This is a genomic window from Rhizobium sp. 10N427, from assembly GCF_056394605.1.
In genome coordinates, this window is sequence record NZ_JBFTID010000009.1 from 1 (window position 1) to 15887 (window position 15887).

A 15887-nucleotide genomic window follows, 5' to 3' on the forward strand; every position below is an offset into this window, starting at 1 on the left:
GCTCAGCGTCGTCAACCTGGTCAACCTTGTTGAGGAACACGACGATTGCCGGAACGCCAACCTGGYGGGCGAGCAGGATGTGCTCGCGGGTCTGCGGCATCGGGCCGTCAGCTGCCGAGCAAACCAGGATCGCGCCGTCCATCTGTGCGGCACCGGTGATCATGTTCTTGACGTAGTCGGCGTGGCCGGGGCAGTCGACGTGCGCATAGTGGCGGTTCGGCGTTTCATATTCGACGTGTGCCGTCGAAATGGTGATGCCGCGTGCCTTTTCTTCCGGGGCAGCGTCGATCTGGTCATACGCCTTGAACTCGCCGAAATACTTCGTGATCGCTGCCGTCAGAGACGTCTTGCCGTGGTCAACGTGGCCGATCGTGCCGATGTTTACGTGCGGCTTGTTGCGCTCAAACTTACTCTTTGCCATTTGAATGCTTCCTGTGAACGAAATGGGTGACCCCGGCGAACCGGTTTAGTGCCGCCGTTTAAGGCTTTCGGCGAGATTGCGCAAGACCTAATTGCGAACGGCATTCCGGGGTTTGCTGCCCATATGGGAAGCAATTGACGCAACGCAAGATCCACCGCCAAAAGCGCGGCGCAACAACCTGAAGCTAAAAGGAAAAACTGGAGCGGGTAGCGGGAATCGAACCCGCGTATTCAGCTTGGAAGGCTGCTGCTCTACCATTGAGCTATACCCGCGGGATTGGTCTTGGCCCGACCAGAGAACGAATGGTGGAGAGAGTTGGATTTGAACCAACGTAGGCTGAGCCAACGGATTTACAGTCCGTCCCCTTTAACCACTCGGGCATCTCTCCATTCGTTTCGTCTGGATCGGAAGACCAAGCTTGCGACCGTCTGGCGTTGCCGCCCCTCGGTCTGCGCCGCGTATATGACCGGACGATTTCCTCATGTCAACACGATGACTGCGGAAAAAATGTGAAAAATTTCATCGCCTGTTGAAAGGCCCTCTGTGAAAGAAGTCCTATGCGCGGAGAGTTGCCGCCGTTATAAAAGCCGCATGAGCAAAGACAACAAATTCACCGGCAAGCCCGACACCGACAAAACCGCCAAGGATACGCATTATGCGACCTTGCGCCGCCAGCACCGCGATGCAAAGCGCGAGCGCGGCGACATACCGACCCCCGGCCCGCAGAAGCGCAAGCGCGGCGGCGACGACTGGAAGCCGCCGGTTCTGGCGCCTGAGCAGGTCTATCTCTATGGCCTGCACACGGTTCGCGCGGCGCTCGAAAATCCCGAGCGCAAGAACATCAAGCTGTCCGTGACGCAGAATGCGCTGGCGCGCCTCGAGATCAATCCCGAGAACATGAAGATCCCGGTCGAGATGGTCTCGCCGCAGGATATCGACAAGATGCTCGGCCCCGATGCGATCCACCAGGGCGTAATGCTGGAGACGCGGCCCCTGCCCGTCCGCCGGCTGGAAGCCTTGAAGGACAGCCCGTTGCTTCTGGTTCTCGACCAGGTGACCGATCCGCATAATGTCGGCGCCATCATGCGCTCGGCAGTGGCATTCAATGCCGGTGCGGTTATCACCACCCAGAGACATAGCCCGACAGAATCAGGTGTGATGGCGAAATCGGCCTCCGGGGCGCTGGAACTGATTCCTTATATCCAGATCACCAATCTGGCCGACGCCGTCGGCGAGCTGCACAAGCTCGGTTTTGTGACGATCGGCCTCGATTCGGAAGGGCCGGCTCCGCTTGAGGGAACGTTCACAGGTGACAAGGTGGCGCTCGTTCTCGGCTCTGAAGGCAAGGGCCTGAGGCAGAAGACCCGCGAAACCGTTAACGCGCTTGCCCGTCTCGATATGCCCGGCGCCATCAAGTCGCTGAACGTTTCGAACGCGGCTGCAATCGCCATGTATGCGGCCCGGCAGTATCTGGCGAAATAGGACCGGGGTCTCAAAATGAACGCATGCCGGGGCTAGATGGCGGCGAACCGAAAACAGCAAGAGAGAAGGAAACGATCCGGCATGGCAATCCGGCCCCTCCTGTTTGGCATTCTGTTCGTCGCAGTCTTCGTCGGCATCATTCTCAGCCTCGTCTGGGTCGATCCCTCCCATCCGGTGCGCCAGCCCGATCCGCTGGCCCCCTCGGCCCCCGGCCCCTCTGCACCAGCCCCTGTGCAATAGGGCTTCCGGAACCTCAAACATCTCCGCGCGTTTGTCCCGCAGGTTAATGCAAGGAAGAACGCATGCGAATCATGATCGCCGTCGTAGTTCTAATGGTCGGCTCGGTGCTGAGCATCGTGATGATGGCGCCATCCGGCACCGGACAGACCGGCAACGGCGCCAAGATCGAGGCAAGCATCAACGAGCCTGTGCAGCAGTAGGCCGGCCCCCCGCCGAGCAAAAGAAAAGCCCCGGTATCGCTGGGGCTTTTTTGTCAGTTGGTCGCCTTTTCGACGGAAATTTCTCCGAACTCGTCGATCAGCACGGTCCAGCCATCCGGCTCGGCATCCGGATCGGTCTTCAAATAGACGGTGGCGAACAGTCCGGGCTGTTTGATGATCCCAGTCGAGTTCTCCGGACGGATATCGGTGACATAGGGTTTGAGATCGGTGAATTCGTGCAGTTCAACCGTGGAGACGATCTGCGGCCCGCCATCGGTCTGCGCCACCTGCTGCAGGTAGACCTTCGATGTGCGGTCATCCTGGCGGACGGAGAAGAGCTTGTAATAGCCATGACGCGACTCTCCGGGTTTTGCCGCCGCCTGATCGGCAGATACGGGTTTGCCTGACGTCTCGGGCGTGCGCTCGATAGCGATGTCAGCCTTGCTTTCTTCCCAATATCCCGTGCTGGTGGCGAAAGTGACAGCGGACGGCAGGATCGTCTCTGTGCCTGGAGCCGCCTTGGCAATCCCTGCGCCCGTCAGGAGCGTGGCCGCCAATAGAAAAGTCCCTGCCCTCATCGTTAGTCCTCGAACTGTTCTGCCAGAATGCGGTCCGACCACGAACGATCCGGATCGGAGAGGATGCGGGCGGTCATGTGTTCCGACTGGGCGATGCGCACATGCAGCACCGACTTGACCTCGGAATTATCGGCAACGGCGTTCACCGGCCGCTTCTCGGCCTCAAGGATATGGATATCGACCGTCACCTTGTTCGGCAGCAACGCGCCACGCCAGCGCCGCGGCCTGAAGGCGCTGACCGGCGTCAACGCCAGAAGCGGCGCTTCCAGCGGCAGGATCGGGCCGTGTGCGGAAAGATTGTAGGCGGTGGAGCCCGCCGGAGTCGCCACCATCACGCCATCGCAGATCAATTCCGGCAGCCTGACATGGCCGTCCACCTCGACGCGAAGCTTGGCTGCCTGATAGGACTGGCGAAACAGCGACACCTCGTTGATGGCGAGCGCCTCGGAATTCGTGCCATCGGCATTGGCCGTCGTCATCTGCAGCGGACGGAAGACGTTTTCGACAGCAGCACAGATGCGTTGCTGCAAGTCTTCGGTGCGGTAATCGTTCATCAGGAAGCCGACGGAGCCGCGGTTCATGCCATAGACCAGCTTGCCGCTGTTCATAATTCCATGCAGCGTCTGCAGCATGAAGCCATCGCCGCCGAGCGCGACGATCACATCCGCCTCTTCGGCCGGCACGTCGCCGTAGATCCGAATCAGCTCCTCGCGCGCAGCAAGCGCTTCAGTCGTGGAGGAAGCCAGAAAACCAAGCGTCTGAAATGACCGGCCCATTCAATGCCCTTTGTTATGCTCGCCTAGCTAAAGGATAAAGGGCTTGTGCGACAAGGTGTTTTGCACATCAATACAAAGTGCGGAAACGCGACAAAGTGTGAGCATCCGGCATTTCCGCGAAACGGCCCCGGCGGGGCGCGATAGTTTCCGCCAACCGCTGTTGTCGCCCAGCACGATTTCCATGATTCTGCAGCCGAAACCGTTCACGAATTCGCGCCGATGCCGGATTTTGCCTTTACACGAATTCAGAATCTGGTAGTTGGCACGCATTGCCCTTGTAGCTCAGTTGGTAGAGCACCTGATTTGTAATCAGGGGGTCGCGGGTTCGAACCCTGCCGGGGGCACCACTCACTCATAGCGAAATCAGAAGCGTAGCCGGATGGCGCCTGCTCCGTAGGCGGGTGCCTGTTCCAGAATTTGACGCTGCGCTCCCAAAACATGGCGCACGGCGCGATTGCGCCCCGCTCATGACCCGCGGCTCAAGGCCTCGTCAACCAGACGCGACAGCAGCGCCGTGCCTGGACCCAACGGCTTGAGATGATCCATATCTCCGAAAAAGCCGTCTTCAAAATCATCGTGGTCATAGAGATCAAGCACCTGGACGTGAGCATGCCCATCGGTTCGCTGCTTCAGACCGCGAAACAATTCTGCACCTGGGGCGCGAATCCGGAAATCGCTTCGGACTGGGGGAACGACGACGAGCAGCCTGTGGCGGTTTTGCGCCGACAAGCTGATCAACATGTCGAGATAAGGAAGTGCGTTTTCCCGCCGATTGAACTTCATATGATCTGCGACGCGCTGTTCCGTCGTCATGCGCGGAGGCATGAAGCTCTTGTTATAGTCGGGCAGAAACCCGGAGCGCCCCGAAACGTCTACCGACAAATCCCCAAGTTTGCCCACCACGGTTTCGTAGAGGCTGGTAAGCGCCGGATCCTCGTAGTCCAATCCAAGATTGAACAGCTCATTGATAGCCACCGAGATCATGCCTTCGGATCGCGAGCGATCGAGCACCCATCCCGGTGAGAAAACCGAATAGAAGACAACGATGGTGCGGAGCGCCTCGAGTTGCTCCGAAAGGGTCTTGTAGAGAAAGTAGGAGTATTTCAGATCCTGTGATCGGCAGCACAGGTTGAAAGATCCGGGCAGATACGCCGGATCGAAGCCGAAATCGCCATGTGACGAACCGGCAACGAGCGTGGCGACACCCGCCGCCTCGGCTCTCAGCATCGTGCGCTTTGCGGTCAGCAGGAGCACATATTGCTCGAACATAGCGGGAAATGGTTCATCCATGTCCGTCTCCATCGAATAGGCCAAGCACTGTTAAACGATAGAAGGCTTTTGCCGGGCTTGCGATCGAGCAGGCAAGCCACGACGACGCTGATGCTATCTGTGCGCCGTCGCATCTCTCGTTGCTCAAGCCGCTCTGTCTCTTGTCCTCTTCGATGAACCGGACATGAAGCCCGTCTTCAGAGCGAGTTCAGGCCCGTGGGGTCACCTTTGGTCATGAAATAGCAAGGAGATGCGCTATGAAAATCGTCCATTTGGCGGTTGCTGCTGTTCTTTCCATCGGTTCGGCCTTCGTTGCCGTCGAGCCTGCGGCGGCGATGCCGCGGTCTCAGGCGCCGGTCGCTGCCGTTGAGAAGAGCGATGTGGTTCAGGTCCGGCACCGGGATCGCCGCTACTACCGGGATCACCGCCCGCGTTATCGCGACAGCTGGCGCTATGAGCGCCGTCATCACCGGGATTGGCGGGCCGAGCGGCGCTGGCGGGGTGATCGCGATTGGCGGTATCGCGACCGCTACTACCGGCCGCATCGGAACGGCGTCTATTTCCGCCTGAACCTCTAGAACGAAAAAAGCCCCGGATGTCCGGGGCTTTTTTGATTGTCCGGCCTGCGGGGCTCAGTCGATGTCGTCAACGACGGCATCGGGCTTGCCGCTGATGCGGTGCGCGAGTGCTGCTTCCATGAACTCGTTGAGCTCGCCGTCGAGCACGTCGCCCGGAGCGGTGCTGGCAACACCTGTGCGCAGGTCCTTGACCAGCTGGTAGGGCTGCAGCACGTAGGAGCGGATCTGGTGGCCCCAGCCGATATCCGACTTCGAGGCGGCTTCGGCATTGGCCGCGTCTTCGCGCTTCTTCAGTTCGGCTTCGTAAAGACGGGCGCGCAGCATGTCCCACGCCTTGGCGCGGTTCTTGTGCTGCGAACGTTCCTGCTGGCACTGCACGACGATGCCCGACGGCATATGCGTGATACGCACGGCCGAGTCGGTGGTGTTGACGTGCTGGCCGCCGGCGCCCGATGAGCGGTAGGTATCGATGCGGCAATCGCCTTCGTTGATGTCGATCTGGATCGAGTCGTCGATCACAGGGTAGACCCAGATGGACGAGAAGGACGTGTGGCGGCGTGCATTGCTGTCGTATGGCGAAATACGCACCAGGCGGTGAACGCCCGATTCGGTCTTCAGCCAGCCATAGGCATTGTGGCCCTTGACGAGCAGCGTCGCCGACTTGATGCCCGCTTCTTCACCATCGTGAACTTCGAGAAGCTCGACCTTGAACTTCGAACGTTCAGCCCAGCGCGTGTACATGCGCAGCAGAATGTTGGCCCAGTCCTGGCTCTCGGTGCCGCCGGCGCCGGAATGGACTTCCAGATAGGCGTCGTTGCCATCGGCTTCGCCAGAGAGCATTGCCTCCACCTGGCGGCGCGCAGCTTCGGCCTTCAGGCCCTTCAGCGCATCCTCGGCGTCCTTGACGACGCCTTCGTCGCCCTCTTCCTCGCCCATTTCGATGAGCTCGATATTGTCGTTCAGCTGCTGTTCGAGCTGCTTCACGCCATTGATGCCGTCATCCAGCTGCTGGCGCTCGCGCATCAGCTTCTGGGCTTCCTGGGCATCGTTCCAGAGGTTTGGGTCCTCTGCCTTGTTGTTCAACCAGTCCAGCCGTCTTATCGCCTGGTCCCAGTCAAAGATGCCTCCTCAGCAGGGTGATAGCCTGCTTGGTTTCATCGACTACGTTTATGATCTCGGCGCGCATTGTCCTGCTTCTTTGCGTTGGTCTTGAGCTGGCCCGTCAAATAGTTGCGGCGGCCGAGGATGTAAAGCCCGCGGCCGCCGCACCGTCTCTGCGGATGATGTTAATACAGGCCGCCGGCGCCGGACTGCACCGCCTGATTGGCCTGTGGCGAGGTCTTGAGGATTTCCTCCGGTGCCATGGTGCCGTCCATGCCGATGACCGAGAAGCTGTCGGCCGGGCCGGTGCCCGGCTTGAAGGCTTCGATGATGGTGTTCGGATCGCCTTCCTGCGCCGCCATGCCGGTCTTGCGGTCGATGGCGACGAGGTTCATGCCCTGCGGAATGACGAACTTCGACGGCGGCATGTCCTTGACGGCGGCCTGCATGAATTCGTTGAAGATCGGCGCAGAGAGGCCGCCACCCGTGCCGCCGCGGCCAAGCGGAGCCGGCGTATCGAAGCCCATATAGAGACCGGCGACGAGATCCGGCGTGAAGCCGACGAACCAGGCGTCCTTCTCGTCGTTGGTCGTACCGGTCTTGCCGGCAACGTCGCGGCCGCCGAGATCGACCTTGCCTGCGGCGGTACCGCGGGTGATGACGCCCTGCATCATCGAGGTGATCTGGTAGGCGGTCATCGGATCGAGAACCTGTTCGCGGTTGTCGACGATATTGGGCTCTTCCTGGTTCTGCCAGTCGCCGGCATTGCAGCCGTCGCAGACGCGCTCTTCATGCTTGAAGATGGTCTTGCCGTAACGGTCCTGGATGCGGTCGATCAGGGTCGGCTTGATCTGCTTGCCACCATTGGCAAGAACCGAATAGGCCGAGACCATGCGCAGCACCGTGGTTTCGCCGGAACCCAGCGACATGGCGAGCAGCGGCGGCATCTTGTCGTAGATGCCGAAACGCTCGGCATATTCGGCGACGATGTTCATGCCCAGGTCATTGGCGAGGCGCACCGTCATCAGGTTGCGCGAATGCTCGATACCGGAGCGCAGCGTCGAGGGGCCGCCGACTTCGCCACCGTAGTTTTCAGGCTTCCAGACCTGGCCGCCGGAAACGATCTCGATCGGCGCGTCCATGATCACGGAGGCCGGCGTATAGCCGTTATCCATGGCGGCAGCATAGACGAAGGGCTTGAAGGATGAGCCCGGCTGACGCATCGCCTGCGTCGCACGGTTGAATTCAGACTGGCCGTAAGAGAAGCCGCCGGCCATGGCGAGCACGCGGCCGGTCTTCGGGTCCATGGCGACGAGGCCACCTTGAACCTTCGGCGGTTGCTGCAGGCGGTAGGATGTCGAGGTCTCGTCGCCCTGACGCGCGACGTAAACCACATCACCAGGAGACAGCACGCCTTCCGGCGACTTGGCGGTCTTGCGGTCGCCCGTCGAGGAACGGTAGGCCCACTGCATGTTCTTGGCGGTTATTGTACCGCGCTCGCGCTCGGCACCGATCTTGCCGCTGCCATCCTTCGGTGGCTGCAGGCCGATGTCCGCGCCATCGTCGGAAACCGCCAGAACGACGGCCAGGCGCCATTCGGGGACATCGGAGAGCGCCGGGATATCGGCCAGCGCCTTGCCCCAATCCGATGTCGTGTCGATGGTCTTCAGCGCGCCGTGGAAGCCGCGGCGTTCGTCATAGGTGGTCAGGCCGTCCTGCAGCGCCTTGCGGGCGGCAAGCTGCATCTGCGGATCGAGCGAGGTGCGGACGGAAAGACCGCCTTCATACAGCGTCTTTTCGCCATACTGATCGATCAGCTGGCGGCGGACGGCTTCGGCAAAGTAATCGGATGCGAAGAGCGACGGGCCGGTGCTGCGTGCGGTGACGCCGAGCGGCTGCTTCTTCGCCTCTTCGCCATCTTCCTTGCTGACGTAACCGTTCTCGACCATGCGGTCGACGACCCAGTTGCGGCGCTCGAGAGCGGCTTCGGGGTGGCGGAACGGATGATAGTTCGCCGGGCCCTTCGGCAGCGACGCCAGATAGGCGGCTTCGGCGATCGTCAGCTCGGTGACCGACTTGTTGAAATAGGTGAGTGACGCGCCGGCAATGCCGTAAGAGTTCAGGCCGAAGAAGATCTCGTTGAGATAGAGCTCGAGAATCTTGTCCTTCGAATAGGCCTGCTCGATGCGGAAGGAGAGGATCGCTTCCTTGATCTTGCGGTCGATCGTCTGGTCGGAGGTCAAAAGGAAGTTCTTGGCGACCTGCTGGGTGATCGTCGAAGCGCCGACCGGGCGGCGGCCGGAACCGAAATTCTGCAGGTTGACGAGGATAGCGCGGCCGAGGCCGGTCAGGTCGACGCCCGGGTGATTGTAGAAGTTCTTGTCTTCGGCCGAAAGAAAAGCCGCCTTGACGCGGTCCGGGATTGCCTGGATCGGCAGGAACAGGCGCTTTTCCTTGGCATATTCGGCCATCAGCGCACCATTGCCGGCATGCACGCGGGTGGTGACCGGCGGCGCATAGCTGTTCAGCACGGCGTAATCGGGGAGATCCTTCGCGACGTTTGCCAAATAGACGGCAACGACAGCTGCGGCACCAAGAAACATGACGCAAGCAATGCCGAAGAAATATCCAAGAAGTCTGATCATATTGGGCTACCGGTATTCCAAATCTTCAATCGGCACAGGCGATATCATCGCATCGGAGCGCGCAATCTACACATTGCGCGCGGCTTACTCCATGAGCGGCACTGCGACAAGCCGAATCCGCCTCTCGGGTCAGAAACATAGCGGCGAGTAACGGCCTGAATGTGAGCAAAATAGGGCTCCCCTGCCCCATTCCAGTCCCGTTCCCGGCTTTAGTCCACGCTGTTACATGTTCGCCACGGCGTCAGCCGCCATTGGCGACGACCGACGAGCGATAGCGCTTGACCGCATCGGTCATCAGGTCCGCCATCTTTCCGCGCCAGGTCTCATCGAGCAGCAGCTTCTCGTCTTCGACATTGGAGAGGAAGCCGAGTTCGACGAGGATCGATGGTACGTCGGGCGCCCGCAGAACCTGGAAACCTGCATGGCGGTGCGGATTGTTGATGGTGCCGATCTGGTCCTTGAACGAGTTCAGGACGCTTTCGGCCAGCGAAATCGAAAACGCCTGCGTCTCGCGCCGCGTCAGGTCGAGCAGGATATCGGCCACTTCGGGCGGCTCGGCGACGGTTTCCTTGCCGGCAATCTGATCCGAGAGGTTTTCACGTTCGGCAAGATCGGCGGCGAGCTTGTCGGATGCCTTGTCGGAGATCGTATAGACGGTCGCCCCGCGGATATCTTTCTGCTTCAGCGTATCGGCATGCAGCGAGATGAAAAGGCCGGCATGGTTCTGGCGGGCAATTTGCACGCGCTCGGAAAGCGAGAGGAACTCGTCGTTGTCGCGGGTCAGAAACGCCTTGATGCCGGGCTCGCGGTTCAGCCGGTCGGCCAGCGCCTTGGCGAAGGCCAGTGTCACCTGCTTTTCTTCGGTTTTCGTATCGACGCCGATCGCGCCGGTATCGATGCCGCCGTGACCGGCGTCGACGGCGATGACGAAATCGCCGGGCTTGGCGGCCTCTGCTGCCGGAATGGCGCTAGTCACCTGCTGGTCATCGGCGCCGTTCCAGGTCTGAGCCTTGACGAGCGCCGCGAAAGCTTCCTTCGACGTCATCTCGGCATCGAGCACCAGGCGGTGGCCTTTGCCGTCCTCGTCCTGCTGGACCTTGGCGATCGCCAGCTTCACCGGCTTGATGGCGGTGAGCACGATTCGCGCGCTGCCCTCGCCCATCGCGCCGTAGCGGATATCCTTGAAGAGACCGCGCGCTTCCAGCTGCTTGGTATCGAAACCGAAGGCGGTCGCCGGGAGATCGACGACGATGCGCTCGGGATTGGCAATATAATGGATGGAGAAGCTGGGGGCCTGGTCGAAATCGATGACGATGCGGGTGCGGGCGTCATCGCCGATAATCCGGGCACCGTAGGCCAGCAGCGGCTCGGGCTTGGCGCCGTCGGCTGCGATCGCGGTCGCCATCCCGAGACACAGCGCCGCGGCAGCGAGCGCCGCCGCAAAAACATTCTTCCGGTTGCCGGATTGCCCCGCTACGGGCCGCTCCCTCTTAAACAATCGACCGCCACACCCTATTTGTCATTGCATATGTCCCCGGGGCACATGATCCCCGCCGCCCGGCGGCGCCTGCCCGATGCCCGGCGCCGAGCATAGCGCATCGAATCGGGACCGCGGATCCCCGATTTTCTATGCGTGACGAAATCCATCAATATTATGGCACATTTGGCTTTTCCCTTGCTATTGTGACAGAGAAACCATACAACGATTTCAGGTTAGAAGTGCTGACGGGATAGAGTCGCCGCGAAGGCTGCCAACCCCTGAGAGGACCTGGCGCCGCAACCGGCAATCGTCCGCCGTCATACGTGTTTCTTTCCGAGTGAACTGGATTCTGATTTTTCCGGCGTATGCGGAAACTTCATCGGTGGATAGCCACCAACCGCTCCGAGGAGCAAACTCATCGGACCTACGGGTCTTAGTATTGTCGATCTCGCTTGGTCATAATGGTGTCGCAGCAGGTTTTATCCAAAGTCTACAGGCCCCGGGAGAATATCTTCCCCGCTGTTGCCTGGCTGTTGCCTGCCCTCCCGAACCAAGCGCGACTTTCATTATCCGGCGCAACCCCTCCTGACCGCACCCCGCCTGTCTCAGACACTGGCGGGGATGCGCGTATGAGGCTGCGCCGAGGAGCACAGCTTACATGGCAGACAAAATGCTTATCGACGCGTCTCACGAGGAAGAGACGCGCGTCGTTGTCGTTCGCGGGAACCGCATAGAAGAATTTGACTTCGAGTCGCAGCACAAGAAGCAAATTCGCGGCAACATCTATCTTGCAAAGGTAACGCGGGTAGAACCCTCGCTACAGGCCGCCTTCGTTGATTACGGCGGCAACCGGCATGGCTTCCTGGCCTTTGCCGAAATCCACCCTGATTATTACCAGATCCCGCTGGCCGATCGCCAGGCGCTGCTGCGCGCGGAAGCCGAAGAGCATCGCCGCGACGATGACGTCGAGCACGTCGAAACCGCGCCGATGAACGATCCGGCCAACCAGGACCAGCCCGACATCGGCATCGTCGCCAAGGACGAGCCGGCAGCGGACGTTACGGCCGAGGCCCCTGCCGCGATCGAAGCGGAAGCTGCGCCGGCCGCTGAAGACGCCGCTCCGGTAAAGAAGGCTGCAAAGCCGCGCCGCAGCCGCAAGAAGGTTGTCGAGACCACCGCGACCGAAGATGCCGTTCCGACCGATGTCGAAGCGCCGGTTGCTTCCGTCGATAGCGACGACGACTCGAACGGCAGTTCGATGGCTGCCATGGTCGAGACCGACTCGATTTCCGAAGACGTCGATTCCCGCCGCCGCGGCAATGACGACGATGACGACGACGATCATGATCACGAGGAAGAAGTGATCGAATCGGTCGGCGCGGAAGACGCGATGGAAGAAGTTCCCGATCGCGTTCAGCGCAAGCCGCGCAAGCAGTACCGCATCCAGGAAGTCATCAAGCGCCGCCAGATCCTGCTCGTGCAGGTCGCCAAGGAAGAGCGCGGCAACAAGGGTGCAGCTCTTACCACTTACCTGTCGCTCGCAGGCCGTTACTCGGTATTGATGCCAAACACGGCGCGTGGCGGTGGCATCTCCCGCAAGATCACCAATCCGCAGGACCGCAAGCGCCTGAAGGAAATCGCCCGGATGCTCGAAGTGCCGCAGGGCATGGGCGTCATCCTGCGCACGGCCGGCGCCAACCGCACCAAGGTCGAGGTCAAGCGCGATTTCGAATATCTGATGCGTCTCTGGGAAAACGTCCGCACGCTGACGCTGGCGTCGACAGCCCCTTGCCTCGTCTATGAAGAGGGATCGCTGATCAAGCGTTCGATCCGCGACCTCTACAACAAGGATATCGGCGAAGTCATCGTTGCCGGCGAAGAAGGCTATCGTGAAGCGAAGGACTTCATGAAGATGCTGATGCCGAGCCACGCCAAGGTGGTTCAGCCTTACCGCGACATCCACCCGATCTTCTCGCGCTCCGGCATCGAAGCGCAGCTCGACCGCATGCTGCAGCCGCAGGTGACGCTGAAGTCGGGCGGCTACCTGATCATGAACCAGACGGAAGCGCTGGTTTCGATCGACGTCAACTCCGGCCGTTCGACCCGCGAGCATTCGATCGAAGACACGGCTCTGCAGACGAACCTCGAAGCCGCCGACGAAGTCGCGCGCCAGCTTCGCCTTCGCGACCTTGCAGGCCTGATCGTCATCGACTTCATCGACATGGAAGAAAAGCGCAACAACCGCGCTGTCGAGAAGCGTCTGAAGGAATGCCTGAAGAACGACCGCGCCCGCATTCAGGTCGGCCGTATCTCGCATTTCGGCCTTCTGGAAATGTCGCGCCAGCGTATCCGTGCCTCGGTTCTGGAATCGACGACCCAGGTCTGCTCGCATTGCGGCGGTACCGGTCACGTCCGTTCGCAGTCTTCGGTCGCCCTGCATGTGCTGCGCGGCATCGAGGAATATCTGCTGAAGAACACGACGCACGATATCACCGTGCGCACCACGCCCGACATCGCGCTCTATCTTCTGAACCACAAGCGCCAGTCGATCGTCGATTACGAGACCCGCTTCGGCGTGGCGATCATCATCGGCGCCGACAACAGCGTCGGATCGCAGCACTTTGCGATTGATCGCGGCGAGCCGGTCGAAAATCCGGTGAAGATCGAAACCCTGTTCAACTTCGCGGCCATCCCTGAAGATGACGACGACGATGTCGTGATCGAGGTGGACGAAGAAGAAGACGAAGAACTGGAAGAAAAGCCAGCCGCAAGCGAGCGTCCTGCCCAGCAGGCACGCGCCGAGAGCGATGGCGAAGCCGGCAACCGCAAGCGCAAGCGGCGCCGCCGCCGCCGTGGCGGACGTGGCGGAAATGAACAGCAGTCGGCCAACGACGCTTCCGGCGACGAGGGCGACGACGGTGAAGGCGACGAGGATGATGCAGGCGCAGAGGGCGACGAAGCCGCTGCCGGCACCGCGGAAGCCCGCGCCGAAACCGACAGCGAGAGCGAACAGCGCCGCAAGCGCCGCCGCCGCGGCAAGCGTGGCGGACGCCGCAACCGTGACGAAAACGGCGAACTGAGTGCCGAAGGCACCGACAGCGAGACGGACGCTGATGGCGAAGCCGGCGAAGGTGACGCTGCCGAAAGCGCGGCAGCCGAGACGCAGGCTGAAGTCATCGAGGCCGTTTCCGAAGATGCGGCCGAAGGCCAGACGGCTATGGCAGCTGTCGAAACCGGCGCCTTCGTCACCGAGGACGTCAAGCCCGCCAAGGGCCGCGGCCGTGGCCGCAAGAAGGCTGTCGAGGTTTCGCCAGTGGAAGAGCCTGTCGTTGCCGAGGAAGCTCCGGCTGCCGCAGCAACTGCCGAACCTGCACCCGAAGCCGAGACGGTGGAAGCCTCTGCCGATCTCGACGCTCCGGCAACGGAAGAAGCAAAGTCGGCCCGCGCCAATCGCGGCTCGAACGTCTCCTCCTCCTCGCCGACCGTCAAATCGACGCGCAGCGAAGCTGCCGAGCCCGAGGGCGACGGCAAGCCGAAGAAGGCCGGCTGGTGGCAGCGCCGCGGCTTCTTCTGAGAGACCGCTGATTGATCAATGAAAAGCCGGCTGTGGTGACACAGCCGGCTTTTTTGATTCCGTATCCGGGAGAGATTGGAAAGGGGCATCCGAGATAAGTCGAGAAGGCCAATCCGGCTTTGTCTCGCGGCAGCAAGCCTCTTCAGATCTTGATTCACCTGTCTGGCAAAATGAGTCAGGAAATGCGTCTAAGCGCTTGAGCGCGGACTCTATTTCAGCCAGAGGGCCATGCGCTCGACGGCTTCGACGATCTCAGTTTGCGAGCCGGCGTAAGACATGCGCATCGTCCTGTTGCCTTCGAGCGGATCGAAATCGAGGCCCGGCGTCGCGGCGACATTGATCTCCGCCAGCATCCGCTTGGCAAAGGCCATGCTGTCGTTGCTGAACCGCGTCACGTCGACATAGGCATAGAAGGCACCGTCCATCGGGGATGCCACCGGCAGGCCGATTTCGGGCAAACGGCGGAGCAGGAAATCGCGATTGGCGGCGTAACTCGCCTTGTAGACATCGAGCTCGGCAGCGGCTCCAAGCGCCGCCGTCGCGGCGATCTGCGACAGTTCCGGCGGCGAGATATAGAGGCTCTGGGCAACGCGCTCGATCGGGCGAACCAGCCGTTCCGGCAAAACCATCCAGCCGATCCGCCAGCCGGTCATGCAATAGTATTTCGAGAAGGAATTGATGACGATCGCCTCGTCGGTCAGTTCCAGCGCGCTCGTCTCCTCGCCCGCAAAGGTCAGGCCGTGATAGATCTCGTCGGAGATGAAGGCGATCGATTGAGCGGCGCAATAATCGGCAAGCGCCTTCAGCGCCGCCCTGCCGGTGACCGTTCCGGTCGGATTTGCCGGGCTCGCGAGCAGGATACCCTTGAGCTTGACGCCGCTCTCCCGCTGCGCCGCTTCAAGGCTTTCGGGCGTCAGCGTGAAATGCGTCTCGGCCGTCACTGCGACCTCGATCACCTTCAGGCCAAGTGCGCCAAGGATATTGCGATAGGCCGGATAGCCGGGCCTGGCGATAGCCACCGCATCTCCGGCATCGAAAAGCGACAGGAAGGCGAGATTGAAACCGGCCGAGGAACCGGTCGTGATGGCGATGCGCGCCGGATCGATCTCCAACGCATGGCGATCGCGATAATGCCAGGCGAGCGCGTGTTTCAGCCGCGCCGTACCCAGCGCATCGGTATAGCCGATCTTGCCTTCCGTCAGCGCCGCGCGGGCCGCGTCGAGTGCTGCCTGCGGTGCCGGATGAGACGGCTGGCCGACCGCCATGGAAATGACCGGGTGACCGGCGGCACGCCGTTTGGTCGCCTCGGCCAGAACGTCCATGGCGTGGAAAGGCTCGACTTCGCTGCGCTTCGATACGGAAAACAAGGGCTAAAACTCCGGATATTCAATTGCGGCCAGACAATTGCCGCATTATCACGTGCATCACAATCCCGCGATTGCACCGCGATCCAGAAAAATCCTGTTTGATGGCCGGGCCGCACACCGTAATTTGATGCGGAACGTTTCAGCCCATTAACCGGGCGATGTTATGAAGCGGCATC

13 protein-coding genes and 3 tRNA genes are annotated in these 15887 nt (G+C 61.0%); 6 read left to right on the forward strand and 10 right to left on the reverse strand.

Annotation, left to right across the window (positions count from 1 at the left end; genetic code table 11):
• The 3 genes from AC1DIJ_RS19120 to AC1DIJ_RS19130 all read right to left on the reverse strand — a co-directional run.
• The coding region (locus AC1DIJ_RS19120) for a GTP-binding protein (protein WP_477831511.1) at positions 1 to 421 on the reverse strand (421 nt) is incomplete at its 3' end.
• A gap of 198 nt (positions 422 to 619) precedes the next feature.
• Positions 620 to 693 (reverse strand) — tRNA-Gly (locus AC1DIJ_RS19125).
• A gap of 31 nt (positions 694 to 724) precedes the next feature.
• A tRNA-Tyr gene (locus AC1DIJ_RS19130) sits at positions 725 to 809 on the reverse strand.
• 203 nt (positions 810 to 1012) lie between these two features.
• Between AC1DIJ_RS19130 and rlmB the strand changes: the two genes are divergently transcribed.
• From rlmB to AC1DIJ_RS19145, 3 genes are all read left to right on the forward strand, one after another.
• The gene (gene rlmB, locus AC1DIJ_RS19135) at positions 1013 to 1903 is read left to right on the forward strand and encodes a 23S rRNA (guanosine(2251)-2'-O)-methyltransferase RlmB (RefSeq protein ID WP_112389737.1); all 891 of its coding nucleotides are present in this window, start codon (positions 1013 to 1015) and stop codon (positions 1901 to 1903) included.
• Between the two features lie 81 nt (positions 1904 to 1984).
• Complete coding sequence (locus AC1DIJ_RS19140; RefSeq protein ID WP_477831512.1) at positions 1985 to 2143, forward strand: hypothetical protein; 159 nt, start codon at positions 1985 to 1987, stop codon at positions 2141 to 2143.
• Positions 2144 to 2205: 62 nt separating this feature from the next.
• Complete coding sequence (locus AC1DIJ_RS19145) at positions 2206 to 2343, forward strand: hypothetical protein (protein ID WP_310298660.1); 138 nt, start codon at positions 2206 to 2208, stop codon at positions 2341 to 2343.
• Positions 2344 to 2396: 53 nt separating this feature from the next.
• Here the strand turns inward: AC1DIJ_RS19145 and AC1DIJ_RS19150 are convergent, their stop codons facing one another.
• Positions 2397 to 2921 (reverse strand): hypothetical protein, encoded by a 525-nt coding sequence (locus AC1DIJ_RS19150; protein WP_112389736.1) that lies wholly within the window; start codon positions 2919 to 2921, stop codon positions 2397 to 2399.
• A gap of 2 nt (positions 2922 to 2923) precedes the next feature.
• Positions 2924 to 3697 carry an NAD kinase gene (locus AC1DIJ_RS19155; RefSeq protein ID WP_112389735.1) on the reverse strand — a complete coding sequence of 258 codons (774 nt, stop codon included), beginning with the start codon at positions 3695 to 3697 and terminating at the stop codon, positions 2924 to 2926.
• A 271-nt stretch (positions 3698 to 3968) separates the two neighbouring features.
• Here AC1DIJ_RS19155 and AC1DIJ_RS19160 point away from each other — a divergent pair.
• A tRNA-Thr gene (locus tag AC1DIJ_RS19160) sits at positions 3969 to 4044 on the forward strand.
• Between the two features lie 118 nt (positions 4045 to 4162).
• Here the strand turns inward: AC1DIJ_RS19160 and AC1DIJ_RS19165 are convergent.
• A complete protein-coding gene (locus tag AC1DIJ_RS19165) occupies positions 4163 to 4987 on the reverse strand; it encodes a hypothetical protein (protein WP_148194379.1) in 825 nt (274 codons plus the stop codon).
• A 236-nt stretch (positions 4988 to 5223) separates the two neighbouring features.
• Between AC1DIJ_RS19165 and AC1DIJ_RS19170 the strand changes: the two genes are divergently transcribed.
• Positions 5224 to 5544, forward strand: coding sequence for a hypothetical protein (locus AC1DIJ_RS19170; protein ID WP_112389733.1), 321 nt, complete (start codon positions 5224 to 5226; stop codon positions 5542 to 5544).
• 54 nt (positions 5545 to 5598) lie between these two features.
• Here the strand turns inward: AC1DIJ_RS19170 and prfB are convergent.
• The 3 genes from prfB to AC1DIJ_RS19185 form a co-directional block, all read right to left on the reverse strand.
• A protein-coding gene (gene prfB, locus AC1DIJ_RS19175; protein WP_112389732.1) for a peptide chain release factor 2 occupies positions 5599 to 6730 on the reverse strand; the annotation gives its coding sequence in 2 pieces (ribosomal slippage) (positions 5599 to 6660 and positions 6662 to 6730; 1131 coding nt in all).
• 100 nt (positions 6731 to 6830) lie between these two features.
• Entirely contained in the window at positions 6831 to 9290 is a 2460-nt protein-coding gene (locus AC1DIJ_RS19180) for a penicillin-binding protein 1A (protein WP_112389731.1), read from the reverse strand.
• A 241-nt stretch (positions 9291 to 9531) separates the two neighbouring features.
• Positions 9532 to 10695 (reverse strand): N-acetylmuramoyl-L-alanine amidase, encoded by a 1164-nt coding sequence (locus AC1DIJ_RS19185; protein WP_477831529.1) that lies wholly within the window; start codon positions 10693 to 10695, stop codon positions 9532 to 9534.
• A gap of 733 nt (positions 10696 to 11428) precedes the next feature.
• Here AC1DIJ_RS19185 and AC1DIJ_RS19190 point away from each other — a divergent pair.
• Positions 11429 to 14344 (forward strand): Rne/Rng family ribonuclease, encoded by a 2916-nt coding sequence (locus AC1DIJ_RS19190; RefSeq protein ID WP_112389729.1) that lies wholly within the window; start codon positions 11429 to 11431, stop codon positions 14342 to 14344.
• A gap of 209 nt (positions 14345 to 14553) precedes the next feature.
• Here AC1DIJ_RS19190 and AC1DIJ_RS19195 read toward each other — a convergent pair whose 3' ends face one another.
• Entirely contained in the window at positions 14554 to 15711 is a 1158-nt protein-coding gene (locus tag AC1DIJ_RS19195) for an aminotransferase class I/II-fold pyridoxal phosphate-dependent enzyme (RefSeq protein WP_112389728.1), read from the reverse strand.
• Positions 15712 to 15887: the final 176 nt, after the last annotated feature.

Bases quoted from the DNA above. Each gene is read 5' to 3' on its own strand.
- rlmB (WP_112389737.1), top strand. From the start codon at position 1,013: ATGAGCAAAGACAACAAATTCACCGGCAAGCCCGACACCGACAAAACC.
- AC1DIJ_RS19140 (WP_477831512.1), top strand. From the start codon at position 1,985: ATGGCAATCCGGCCCCTCCTGTTTGGCATTCTGTTCGTCGCAGTCTTC.
- AC1DIJ_RS19145 (WP_310298660.1), top strand. From the start codon at position 2,206: ATGCGAATCATGATCGCCGTCGTAGTTCTAATGGTCGGCTCGGTGCTG.
- AC1DIJ_RS19150 (WP_112389736.1), bottom strand. From the start codon at position 2,921: ATGAGGGCAGGGACTTTTCTATTGGCGGCCACGCTCCTGACGGGCGCA.
- AC1DIJ_RS19155 (WP_112389735.1), bottom strand. From the start codon at position 3,697: ATGGGCCGGTCATTTCAGACGCTTGGTTTTCTGGCTTCCTCCACGACT.
- AC1DIJ_RS19165 (WP_148194379.1), bottom strand. From the start codon at position 4,987: ATGGATGAACCATTTCCCGCTATGTTCGAGCAATATGTGCTCCTGCTG.
- AC1DIJ_RS19170 (WP_112389733.1), top strand. From the start codon at position 5,224: ATGAAAATCGTCCATTTGGCGGTTGCTGCTGTTCTTTCCATCGGTTCG.
- AC1DIJ_RS19180 (WP_112389731.1), bottom strand. From the start codon at position 9,290: ATGATCAGACTTCTTGGATATTTCTTCGGCATTGCTTGCGTCATGTTT.
- AC1DIJ_RS19185 (WP_477831529.1), bottom strand. From the start codon at position 10,695: ATGGCGACCGCGATCGCAGCCGACGGCGCCAAGCCCGAGCCGCTGCTG.
- AC1DIJ_RS19190 (WP_112389729.1), top strand. From the start codon at position 11,429: ATGGCAGACAAAATGCTTATCGACGCGTCTCACGAGGAAGAGACGCGC.